Genomic DNA, 12,485 nt, shown 5'->3' on the forward strand with positions numbered 1-12,485 from the left:
ATCAGGGTCAAATGAGCTATTTGAAACTATCTGCAAAAAAACGCGCATTGCTGGAAGTGATGCTACGAGAAAAGGGGGTAGAATCCTCAAGCGATCGCAGAATTCCTAGAAGGAAAGAAGGCGACTCGATCCCCTTGTCTTTCGCCCAGCAACGGCTGTGGTTTTTCGACCAGTTCGAGGCGGGAAAATCTTTCTACAATCTCCCAGGCGCTATCCGGCTCAAAGGCAAATTAAATGTCGCCGTGTTGGAGCAAACTTTCAACGAAATCGTCAACCGGCACGAAGCTTTGCGATCGACTTTTACTGAGGTTCAGGGACAACCAATTCAAGTCATTGCTCCTCCTGGAACTCGCCTGCAACTGCCAGTAATAGACCTGCGAGAACTGCCCCAGAGCGATCGAGAGGCAGCCGTAAACCAGCTATCTGCAAAGGAAGCGCAACAGCCCTTTGACTTGGAGCGAGGCCCCTTGCTGCGAACATCTTTGCTACAGCTTAGCGAAGAAGAATACGTCCTGCTGCTGACGATGCACCACATCGTTTCAGATGGCTGGTCCATAGGAGTGCTGGCGCGGGAACTGGCGGCAATTTACGAAGCCTTATCCGCCGGAAACCAACCGCAGCTTCCAGAGCTTCCCGTACAGTATGCCGACTTTGCGATCTGGCAGCGCAACTGGCTCTGCGGCGAAGTGCTGCAAACTCAGCTTGCGTACTGGAAGCAACAGTTGGAGGGAGCGCCTCCCTTGCTGGAACTGCCAGCCGATCGACCCCGACCTCCTATTCAGACCTCCGAAGGCGCAACCCAGTCGCTATTGCTGTCTCAGGAGCTGACAGCCGCCCTCAAAAACCTCAGCCAGCGGGAGGACGTTACCCTGTTTATGACGCTGCTGGCGGCATTTAAAGCGCTGCTTTACCGCTATACAGGGCGGACAGACTTGCTAGTCGGCTCCCCGATCGCCAACCGCAACCGCGCGGAAATTGAAGGGCTCATTGGCGTATTCGTCAATACGTTGGTGTTGCGGACTGACGTTTCCGGCGATCCTACTTTTCGAGAATTGCTTCAACGCTTGCGCGAGGTGACTTTGGGAGCCTACGCGCACCAAGACTTGCCATTTGAGAAACTGGTTGAGGAACTGCAACCCGAGCGCAGTCTGAGTTATAACCCGGTATTTCAGGTTATGTTCCAGTTGCGGAACAACCCCATGCCGCCCTTGGAGCTGTCCGGATTGACTTTAAGTATGCTCGAGGTCGAAACGAATACGACGCAGTGTGATTTGAGCTTGGATTTAGAAGAAGTGGGGGAAAGGCTGCAAGCCTCAGTGCAATACAGCACGGATTTGTTCGATCGCGCCACCATTACCCGGATGCTCGGACACCTGCAAACCTTGTTGGAAGGTATCGCCGCTAATCCAGAGCAGCACCTCTCCAGCTTGCCCCTGCTGACTGCTGCCGAAAAGCAGCAATTGCTGGAGTGGAATAACACCAAAACGGGTTATTTGCCCAACCAGTGCCCGCAGGATCTGTTTGAAAAACAGGTGGAGCAAACCCCCGACGCCCCGGCGGCAGTCTTTGACAACCAGCAGCTAACCTACCGACAGCTCAACGCCAAGGCAAACCAAATCGCGCATTACTTGCAAAAACTGGGGGCAACTCCAGAGGTGCTGGTGGGCGTTTGCGCCGATCGCTCCCTAGAGGCGATCGCGGCTTTTCTGGGCGTCCTCAAAGCAGGCGCAGCCTACCTGCCCCTAGACCCCGCTTACCCGCCGAAGCGCTTGGCTTATATGCTCGAAGACGCCGGGGCACCACTGCTGCTGACGCAACAACACCTGTTAAACAAGCTCCCCCCGCACTCCTGCAAAGTCGTTTGTTTGGACGCAGACTGGGAGCAAGTTGCCCTGGAGAGCGAAGAAAACCCCTCTAACACAGCCACGCCTGAAAACCTCGCTTACGTTACCTACACCTCGGGTTCTACTGGACGCTCTAAAGGGGTGGCAGTCAATCGCAGCAGTCTGGTAAATGCCTATTTAGGCTGGGAAACCGCTTATGAGCTTCGCTCTGGGGTAACATCTCACCTCCAGATGGCCAGCTTCTCCTTCGACGTTTTTAGTGGCGACTTGATGCGATCGCTGTGTTCTGGCGGCAAACTGGTGCTGTGCGATCGCGATTTGCTGCTCGCGCCGCAGGAACTCTACGAACTGATGCGGCAGCAAAAGATCGACTTTGCCGAATTCGTTCCCGCCGTCTTGAGGAACCTGATCCAGTACCTAGAAGAGAGCGGACAGCGGCTCGACTTTATGAAAATCGTCGTCTGCGGCTCAGACAGTTGGTATGCCTCGGAATATGAAAAATTCCGGCAATTTTGCGGCCCTGAAACTCGCTTGATTAACTCGTTTGGCATCACTGAAGCCACCATCGACAGTTGCTATTTTGAAAGCGCGACGGGAAATTTAGCGGGCGAGCAGTTAGTGCCCATCGGACGGCCCTTTCCCAACACCCAGCTTTACATCTTAGACGCTGCCTTGGGGCCCGTGCCGATCGGCGTTCCCGGAGAACTGCACGTCGGCGGTGCAGGCTTGGCGCGGGGCTATCTCAACCGCCCCGAATTAACCGCTGAGAAATTCATTGCCAACCCCTTCTGCGAAGAAATTTCTTCTTTCCTGCCTTCAAATCGCCTTTACAAAACTGGGGATTTAGCTCGCTACTTGGCAGACGGCAATATCGAGCTAATTGGTCGCGCCGACAATCAGGTGAAAATTCGCGGGTTCCGCATTGAGCTGGCAGAGATTGAGGCGGCACTCTCCCAGCATCCGGCCGTGCGGGAAAGTGCGGTTTTGGTGTGGTCCGAGACGAACGCTCGCAAGCGTCTGGTTGCTTACGTCGTCCCCGATGCCCGAGAGCAAAATTCTTCACTGTCTTCTAGCGAGCTGCGCCAGTTCCTGCAAGAACGCTTGCCAGAGTATATGGTGCCGTCTGCCTTCGTTTTGCTGGAGAAACTGCCTTTAACGCCTAACGGCAAGCTCGATCGGGCTGCGCTCCCAGCGCCAGACTTGACGCGATCCGAATTGGAAGAGACTTTCGCGGCTCCTTGCAGCAGCATCGAGCAGCAGCTAGCCAGTATTTGGATGGAGGTTCTCGGAATCGAGCGAGTGGGCATACACGACAACTTTTTCGAGTTGGGCGGAGATTCGATTCTCAGCATTCAGATTGTCGCCAAAGCCAATCGAGCGGGGATTCAACTGACTCCCAAACTGCTATTCCAGCACCAGACGATCGCGTTTCTGGCAGCCGCTGCTGGCACTGTCGAGGCTGTGCGAGCCGAGCAAAAACCGGTGACGGGCGCGGTGCCGCTGACTCCCGTGCAGCAGTGGTTCTTTGAAGAAAATTTTGCCTTTGGCCATCACTGGAATCAAGCCGTGATGTTAGAAGTGCGGCAACCCCTCGAAGCAGTGCTGCTGGAGCGAGCGTTCGCGCAACTTCTGACGCACCACGACGCCCTGCGCCTGCGCTTTGCGCCCGGGGCATCTGGCTGGCAGCAGTTCAATGCCGAACCGGGGGGATCCGTGCCGTTTGAAAAATTAGATTTATCTAATTTATTGACAAGTGAGCCAAAGTGTGCTAGTGAGTCTAAGACCAATGAAGTACAGGCAAGCTTAAACCTGTCAGAAGGGCCGCTAGCGCGCGCTGTTCTGTTCGATCTGGGGGCGCAGCAACCTTCGCGCCTGCTAATAGTTATCCACCACTTAGCTGTCGATGGCGTATCGTGGCGAATTTTGCTGGAAGACTTGCATAATGCCTGCGAGCAGTTGAGCAGGGGTCTTGCAATCTCGCTGCCTCCGAAGACGACATCTTTCAAACAGTGGGCACAGCGGCTGGTTGAATACGCTCAGTCAGAAGCGTTGCACCAAGAATTCGATTACTGGCTGGCACACCTGCAAAAGCCGATCTCTCCCCTGCCAGTAGATTTCGCTGGGGGAAGCAATGCGGTAGCGCAGTCGCGCATCGTGTCGGTGGCGATCGCTGCTGAAGACACTAACGTCTTGCTGCACGAAGTTCCCAAAGTCTACCGAACCCAAATTAACGACGTACTGCTGGCAGCACTGGCGTGGGCGTTTGCCCAGTGGACCCGAGAGCCATCGCTGCTGGTTGATTTAGACGGGCACGGGCGGGAAGATATCTTCCCAGATGCAGACGTTTCGCGGACTGTGGGTTGGTTTACCTCCGTGTTTCCGGTACTGCTGTCGATCGGCGAGGCTTCCACTCCCGCAGATGGCTTAAAGGCTGTCAAAGAACAGTTGCGCGCCATCCCGAATCGCGGTATGGGTTACGGGTTGCTGCGATATCTCGCTGGCGGCGAAATTTCCCAGAAATTGCGCTCGCTCCCTGCAGCCGAGGTGAGTTTCAATTACTTCGGACAGTTCGACCAAGTTCTCCCTGAATCATCTTTATTTGCCCTGTCTGGGGAATCCGTCGGGCAGCCTTTTAGCCCCGAAGGAAACCGCAGCTATTTGATAGAAATTAACGGATTTGTTGCGGGCGGGCAGTTGCGAATGGATTGGACTTACAGCGAGGAAATCCACCGCCGTTCTACGGTGGAGAATTTAGCGCAAAAATTTGCCGAAGCCCTGCGAGCGATCGCCCAGGCTTCCCAGGAACCCGAAGCAGTCGGCTGCACTCCCTCTGACTTTGCAGAATTCAAGTGGAGCCAGTGGACGCAAAACGACCTAGAAGACATTCTTTCAGCAATTGGAAAAGTTTGAAATGGGCAAAAGCAACGTTGAAGATTTTTACCCCCTCTCGCCCATGCAGCAGGGGATGCTCTTTCACACGCTCTACTCTCCCAACTCCGGAGTTTATTTCGAGCAATTAACTTGCACGCTTCGCAAACTGGCGAACCCGCAGGCATTCAAGCAGGCGTGGCAGCAGGTGACGGATCGACATCCCATCTTGCGTACTTCCTTCGTCTGGGAAGGCCTCAAAGAACCCGTTCAAGTCGTGTCCCGGCAAGTCCAACTGCCTTGGGAGGAGTGCGACTGGCAAGATCTCGCGCCCGCAGCACAGCAACAGCAGCTAGAAACCTTTCTCAAAAGCGATCGCGATCGGGGTTTCGATATGCGGCAACCGCCGTTGATGCGGATGACTCTCATCAAACTGGCAAAAGATACTTATTATTTCATCTGGAGCCACCACCACCTGCTGCTAGATGGCTGGTCTAACCCCACGATCCTCACAGAAGTCTTTGATTTTTACCAAGCCTTCCTTAACGGCGAGCAATTATCCTTGCCGCGCCCGCGCCCCTATCGCGACTACATTGTTTGGATACAGCAGCAGAATTTGTCTGAGGCTGAGTCGTTTTGGCGGCAGCGCCTCGAAGGCTTTACCGCACCCACGCCGCTGCCAATTGAGCGGGATTTTGGGTCCGCAGCGGGAGAAGAAAGCGATCGGGAACAGCAAATCCTGCTGCCTGTAGCGACAACAGCAGCGCTGCGATCGTTAGCTCGGCAGCAGCAATTGACGCTGAACACTCTAGTGCAAGGAGCCTGGGGGCTGCTTCTGAGCCGCTACAGCGGCGAGGAAGACATCATTTTTGGAACGGTTGTCTCCGGTCGTCCACCAGACTTGGCGGGAGTAGAATCGATGGTGGGGCTGTTCGTCAACACCCTGCCCGCGCGCGTCAAGATTCGCCCAAAAGACTCGCTGCTGTCTTGGCTCAAGCAGTTGCAGGACAGACAAATAGAGGCGCGGCAGTACGAATACAGCCCCTTGGTAGAGGTGCAGCGGTGGAGCGAAGTGCCGCGCAGGCTGCCTTTGTTTGACACGCTGGTAGTTTTTGAGAACTATCCCTTAGAGGCTTCTTTGCAGAAGCGGGTTCAAAACCTGGAAATAGAAAGCGTTCTTTCTTTTGAAAAGACGAACTATGCTCTAACGCTGACGGTGGTGCCGGGTGAGGAGTTGGCGCTCAAAATTGGTTACAATAGCAACCGCTTTGAGGACAGTGCGATCGCGCGGATGCTCGGACACCTGCAAACTTTACTAGAGGGAATGACTGCAAATCCTGAGCGGAAACTGTCAGAATTGCCTTTATTGAGCGCCGCCGAACGCCAGCAATTACTTGTCCAGTGGAACGACACCCAAGCGGATTACCCCAAAAATTCCTCAATTCACGAATTATTTGCAGCGCAAACAGAGCGAACCCCAGATGCAGTGGCTGCAATTTGCGAAAATGAACAATTGACTTACCGCGAATTGAATGCCAAAGCCAACCAAATCGCGCATTACCTGCAATCTCTAGGTGTAAAACCCGAAGTTTTGGTGGGAATTTGCTTAGAGCGATCGCTGGAAATGCTGGTAGCCATTTTGGGCATTTTAAAAGTCGGTGCCGCTTACGTTCCTGTCGATCCTGCTTATCCCCAAGAACGCCGATCCTTCATGCTGGCCGACGCAAAAGTTCCGGTGCTTTTGACTCAAAAAAACCTCCTAGAAACCCTCCCCGAACACAGCGCAAAAGTCGTCTGTATCGACGCCGAATGGCAGGAAATTTCCCGCCAGAGCGATCGCAACCCCGCTGTTAAAGTGGAAGCCGATCGCCTCGCTTACGTCCTCTACACTTCCGGCTCGACAGGCACTCCCAAAGGCGTACTCGGCACCCACCGAGGCACAGTCAATCGCTGTTTTTGGAACCCCTACCCTTTTATCGAAGAGGATATTTGCTGTCAAAAAACGTCCTTAAATTTTGTCGATTCGGTTTGGGAAATCTTTGCTCCTTTGCTGCATGGGTTGCCCACTGTGATAATTCCCGATCGAGCCGTCAAAGATATTAACCAATTCCTTGAAACCTTATCAAAGCAAAATGTAACCAGACTGGTGCTGGTTCCTTCTTTGTTGCGCGCTGTCTTAGATTCCTTCCCTGATTTAGACAGGCGTTTGCCTCAATTAAAATATTGGATTTGCAGCGGAGAAACTCTGCCGATGGAACTTTGCCAGCAATTTCGAGAGCAGATGCCCCAGCGGGTATTAATCAATCTTTATGGCTCTTCTGAAGTAGCTGCGGACGTGACGTGGTACGATGCCACTCACTGTGTCGAGAAAGTTCCAATCGGTCGCCCGATCGCCAACACGCAAATTTATCTGCTCGATCGCACTTTGCAACCCGTTTCGATAGGAATTCCCGGCGAGATTTACGTCGGCGGCGATGGATTGGCACAGGGCTACTTAAACCGCCCCGACTTAACCTCGGAAAAATTCATTTCTAACCCGTTTGGGCAAGAAAAATTAGATTTTCTCGGTAATTCTCATCAAAAAGTTTTGTTCAAAACAGGCGATCTCGGTTGTTACCTGCCGGATGGTAATATAGAATTTCTGGGTCGTGGCGATTGCCAAGTAAAAATTCGCGGTTTCCGCATCGAACTAGGAGAAATAGAGGCAGCACTTTCTCAACATTCTTCTGTGTCCACCGCTGCTGTTTTGCTTCAGGAAAAAGCACCGGGCAGTCAAGGCCTAGTCGCTTACCTAGTTTCTAACTCAGGGTTCATAAATCAGCACCCAGAACTTATTTCCGAACTGCGTTCATTCTTGAAGCACAAACTGCCCGATTACATGGTGCCTTCAGCTTTTGTGCTATTAGATGCGCTGCCACTAACGCCCAACGGAAAAATTGACCGCCTCGCCTTATCTCAAAGGTGCGATTACGTTTCTGATGAAACAGCATTCACTGAGCCACAAACGCCCACAGAGAAAGAAATTGCTGAGATTTGGGCGGCTCTTTTAGGGCTAGAAAAAGTAGGAACTAACCAAAACTTTTTTGACCTCGGCGGTCACTCTCTGATGGCAACACAGTTAATATCGCGAGTGCGATCGTGCTTTGGGGTAGAGTTAGCGATGTGCGATTTTTTTGCCGCTCCCACCATTGAGAATTTAGCTGAACTAATCGAGGAAGAAATTCTGGCAAACGCCGATTCTAACCAGATAGATGAATTGCTCGATCTCTTAGAAAATAGTGAGGGACAGTCAGCACAAACTGTGATGCTGACTGAGTAAATATCGGGTTGGCAAAAAAGCACAAACAGCCCTTTTCTCCTTAAGGCTTCGGTGGGAATAGGAGACAAAAAAGCCCATTTAACAGGATTGATGCGGGATGAATAAACTAACAGTAAAAGCCAAAGATTCTCAAGATGTAATGCAGTCATTAAAAGCTTCTGTTACCCCACTTGAAGAAAAGTTAATGGAGCTATTCAGTGCTTCAGAAAAGTCCTTTTTGGCAGAAGAAGCAATGGAGGAGCGAATTTCTGCCCTAGTTCAAGACTTTTTGTACGCAAAAACCGCTAGTACAGATATTGACTTAGAGTTAATTATTCAGGAGTTTAGGGAAAACAAAATTCCCGCCCTTCCTACAGATGTTGGGAATTATATCGATGATTTGACCCAAACCCTCGTTGCCCATTCCATTCACACATCTTCCCCCCGATATATCGGTCACATGACGAGCGCACTTCCCTATTTTGTGCGCCCGATCGCGAAGCTGTTAACCGCGATGAATCAAAATTTAGTCAAGATGGAAACTGCCAAAGTTTTAAGCCCCTGCGAGCGCCAGACTTTGGCAATGATCCACCGATTAATTTACGATTTTTCTGAGGATTTTTATAACCAGCACATTCAAAAAAGTGACAGCACGCTCGGTATCATGACAACGGGCGGCACCCTAGCTAATATCACAGCTTTGTGGTGCGCTCGCAACGCTTCTTTAGGGCCAAAAAATAACTTTAGTGGCATTGAAAAAGAAGGCTTGTACGCAGCTTTAGAGTTTTACGGCTACAAGGGAATGGTGATAATCGGCTCCAATTTGATGCACTATTCTTTTGAAAAGGCTGCCGGTTTATTAGGCATTGGCGATCGCAATCTCCTAAAAATCCCCACCGATTCCAATCACCGCATGGATTTGGCAGCGCTGCGCCAAACTGTGGCCGAATGTCGCGATCGCAATCTGCACATTCTGGCAATTATCGGTATTGGAGGCAGCACCGATTCGGGAAGTATCGATCCGCTGCCAGAAATAGCCGCGATCGCCCAAGAAGCAAACGCTCACTTTCACGTCGATGCCGCTTGGGGCGGCCCCGTGCTTTTTTCCGAACGTCACCGGCACAAATTCGCAGGCATTGAACTAGCAGATTCCGTCACCATAGATGGACACAAACAAATGTATTTGCCAATGGGAATCGGTCTGGTTTTATTCCGCAATCCCCAAACCGCCAAAGTTATTGAAAAACACGCACCCTACACGGTGCGAAAAGACTCCATCGATCTAGGCAAGCGCTCTCTCGAAGGCTCTCGACCAGGTGCGAGTTTGTACTTGCAAGCCGCGTTGAATATCATCGGCCATCAAGGCTATGAGTTTTTGATAGATGGAGGCATCGATAAAACGCAGCACTTGGCCAATTTAATTCGGGAAAATCCAGCCTTTGAATTGCTGCTAGAACCAGAAATTAATATTCTTTTATACCGCTACATTCCAGAAACATTCAGGGAAAAAGCAGCCAAAAAACAACTAGCCGAAGCAGACAACCACTTCATCAATCAATTTAACGAGCGCCTTCAGGAGGCCCAGCGGCGAGCCGGTCACACCTTCGTATCGCGAACAACCCTGCAAAACACCTGTTATGGCAAAACCATTCCCATTGTTGCTTTTCGAGTCGTCCTTGCCAACCCCCTCACCACTGAAGCAGATATCAACATTGTTTTAAACGACCAGCTAAAAATAGCAGCAAAGCTTTCCTTAACTATCACAAACAGCGACCACTGCGAGGAGGTGAATCATCATGTCTACTAATCGTTCAGAACGACTCAAAAACCTCTCGCCCCAGAAGCGAGCGCTCCTCCTCAAAGCATTGGGCAAAGAGGCAGTACAGGCTGAGCAATCTAAGCGCATTCCCAGGCGATCGCAGCAAAATTCTGCTCCCCTTTCTTTTGCCCAGCAACGGCTGTGGTTTCTCGATCGATTGTCTCCCGAAAACCCTGCCTACAACCTTCCTGCTGCTGTGCGTTTGCAAGGGCAATTGAATTTGTCGGCACTGCAACAAACACTCAATGAAATTGTCCGGCGTCACGAAGTTTTACGGACTGCTTTTGCAGAAGTAGACGGGGAACCTGTTCAACTGATTTCTCCTTCCTTGGATTTCGCTTTGTCGGTGGTAAACTTGCAACATTTACCAGAAACTGAGCAGCAAGCTGAAATTGAGCAGCGTACTCTGGAAGAAGCCCAACGCCCCTTTAACTTAACGCGAGATCCCTTACTGCGGAGCACTCTGCTGCAACTTGGTTCGGCAGAATATGTGTTGCTGCTGACGATACACCACATTATTTCTGATGGTTGGTCTATGGGGGTATTGGTGCGAGAAGTGGCCGCACTTTATGAAGCTTTTTCGACGGACAAACCCTCCCCGCTGCCTGAACTTTCCGTGCAGTATGCCGACTTCGCCAGTTGGCAGCGGCAGCATTTCCAGGGAGAGAAATTAGAAAAACAGCTCGCTTATTGGAAACAGCAATTGGGAGGCGGTTTAGCTGTGCTGTCAACAGATAAGCAGCGCTCTCCCGTGCAAACTTTCCGAGGATCGCAGCAATCTTTTGTGATTTCTGCTTCTTTAACTGAAAGGCTGAAAACGCTCGCCCAGCAACAAGATGTCACCCTATTTATGACGTTGTTGGCAGCATTTCAATCCTTGCTATCCTGCCAAATAAAGCAGGATCACCTCGCTATTGGCTCTCCAATTGCCAATCGCAACCGCATTGAATTAGAGGAACTGATTGGATTTTTTGTCAATACTTTAGTGCTGCGAATTGACACGGCAGGTAATCCAACTTTCCGCGAACTACTCGGTCGAACACGCGAGGTATCTTTAGCAGCTTACGCTCACCCCGATGTCCCTTTTGAAAAGCTCGTGGAGGAATTGCAGCCGGAGCGAAATCTCAGCTATAACCCGCTGTTTCAAGTGTGGTTTGTTCTCCAGAATGCACCCATGCCACCCCTGGAGTTAGCTGGTTTGACCTTGAGCATTCTGGAATCCGATGTCGGTATGTCGAGACACGACTTAAGCCTCACTCTCTGGGAGATTTCAGAAGGAATCCAAGGCTTATTTGAGTACAAAACGGACTTATTTGAGGCTGCGACTGTTGCCCGAATGGTGAGAGGTTTTCAAATCCTCCTCAACCAGGTAGTCATCCAGCCAGATATCAAAATCGACGACTTGGCAGAAATTCTTGCCGAAGCAGAAAGGCAGCACCAAATCGAGCAGGAAAAACAAATTCATCTTTCGGGAATTCAAAAATTAAAAATGGCTAAACGCAAAGTTATGAAAAGTTTAAAATGATGGCTCAATCTCTCAGGTTTTTTCGGGAAAAATCGCAAGAATTTCACCAAAGCAAAAGTTATGACAAATACAGAAACAAAGAATCTCAATTCCCAAAAGTTAGGATCAGTTAGGCGCAAAGCCGTCACCCTGTCCTCAGAGGAATTAGTCAAAACCGCCTACCTCCAGCCCGACAACCTTCTACCTCTAGTTCTTCAGCCAACAGTAGAAAAATTAAATCTCGCAGGTTGGGCACAAAACAATCGCTCATCAATTGAAACGCAGTTATGGAAGCACGGAGGAATACTTTTTCGAGGCTTTGAAGTCGGCGGGGTGAATGGTTTCGAGCAGTTTATTCAAACTATTGCTGGCGACTTGTTGGAATATTCTTTTCGCTCGACTCCGCGTAGCTTGGTGAGCGGAAATATCTACACTTCCACCGAGTATCCTGCCGAGCAATTCATCCCCCTGCACAATGAAATGGCTTATTCTCGCAATTGGCCGCTGAAAATCGCTTTTTTCTGCGTCAAGAAAGCAGAAGAGGGAGGAGAAACTCCGATTGCTAACAGCCGCAAAGTGTTTGAAAGCCTGGATTCAAAGATTAGAGAAAAGTTTGCTGAAAAAAAGGTTATGTATGTGCGAAATTACGGCGGTGGCGTAGATTTGCCCTGGCAAAATGTCTTCAATACTGATAGCAAAATAGAGGTAGAAGAGTATTGCAAAAAAGCGGGAATTGAGTTAGAATGGAAAAGTGGCGATCGCTTGAGAACTCGGCAAATATGTCAAGCCGTCGCCCAGCACCCAAAAACTCAGGAAATGGTGTGGTTTAATCAAGCTCACCTCTTCCACATTTCCAATCTCGAACCCGCCGTTCGCAAAGAGCTTTTAACTTCTTTTAAACAGGAAGATTTACCCCGCAATGCTTATTACGGCGATGGCTCGCCCATTGAAGATTTTATATTAGACGAAATTCGTCGCTGCTACCAGCAAGAAACGATTGTTTTCCCTTGGGAAGAAGGAGATGTCTTGCTGTTAGATAATATGCTAGCCGCGCACGGACGCACGCCATTTTCGGGTTCGCGTCGGGTTGTTGTCGGTATGGCAGAAGCGTTTACCTGTCCAGATATTTAGGCTTATTAAAGGAACTTTAGA

The 12,485-nt window shown here is 50.5% G+C and carries 5 protein-coding genes; all 5 read left to right on the forward strand.

Annotation, left to right across the window (positions count from 1 at the left end; translation table 11 throughout):
• Positions 1–11: 11 nt before the first annotated feature.
• The 5 genes from QUA47_RS07275 (at position 12) to QUA47_RS07295 (ending at position 12,464) form a co-directional block, all read left to right on the forward strand.
• On the forward strand, positions 12–4,754 hold the full coding sequence (locus QUA47_RS07275) for an amino acid adenylation domain-containing protein (RefSeq protein ID WP_333430240.1): 4,743 nt from the start codon (positions 12–14) through the stop codon (positions 4,752–4,754).
• Between the two features lies 1 nt (position 4,755).
• Positions 4,756–8,031 (forward strand): amino acid adenylation domain-containing protein, encoded by a 3,276-nt coding sequence (locus tag QUA47_RS07280; protein ID WP_333430241.1) that lies wholly within the window; start codon positions 4,756–4,758, stop codon positions 8,029–8,031.
• Between the two features lie 97 nt (positions 8,032–8,128).
• The gene (gene panP / locus QUA47_RS07285) at positions 8,129–9,817 is read left to right on the forward strand and encodes a pyridoxal-dependent aspartate 1-decarboxylase PanP (protein ID WP_333430242.1); all 1,689 of its coding nucleotides are present in this window, start codon (positions 8,129–8,131) and stop codon (positions 9,815–9,817) included.
• Positions 9,807–11,354, forward strand: coding sequence for a condensation domain-containing protein (locus QUA47_RS07290; RefSeq protein ID WP_333430243.1), 1,548 nt, complete (start codon positions 9,807–9,809; stop codon positions 11,352–11,354). The genes panP and QUA47_RS07290 overlap by 11 nt, the downstream gene beginning before the upstream one ends.
• Positions 11,355–11,414: 60 nt before the next feature.
• Complete coding sequence (locus QUA47_RS07295) at positions 11,415–12,464, forward strand: TauD/TfdA family dioxygenase (RefSeq protein ID WP_333430244.1); 1,050 nt, start codon at positions 11,415–11,417, stop codon at positions 12,462–12,464.
• The last annotated feature ends 21 nt before the right edge of the window (positions 12,465–12,485 follow it).

The sequence above is a fragment of the Microcoleus sp. MON2_D5 genome, assembly GCF_036701905.1.
Taxonomy (GTDB): domain Bacteria; phylum Cyanobacteriota; class Cyanobacteriia; order Cyanobacteriales; family Microcoleaceae; genus Microcoleus.

Coding starts and splice junctions, on each gene's coding strand:
- QUA47_RS07290 (WP_333430243.1), top strand. CDS start 9,807: ATGTCTACTAATCGTTCAGAACGACTCAAAAACCTCTCGCCCCAGAAG.
- QUA47_RS07280 (WP_333430241.1), top strand. CDS start 4,756: ATGGGCAAAAGCAACGTTGAAGATTTTTACCCCCTCTCGCCCATGCAG.
- QUA47_RS07295 (WP_333430244.1), top strand. CDS start 11,415: ATGACAAATACAGAAACAAAGAATCTCAATTCCCAAAAGTTAGGATCA.
- panP (WP_333430242.1), top strand. CDS start 8,129: ATGAATAAACTAACAGTAAAAGCCAAAGATTCTCAAGATGTAATGCAG.
- QUA47_RS07275 (WP_333430240.1), top strand. CDS start 12: ATGAGCTATTTGAAACTATCTGCAAAAAAACGCGCATTGCTGGAAGTG.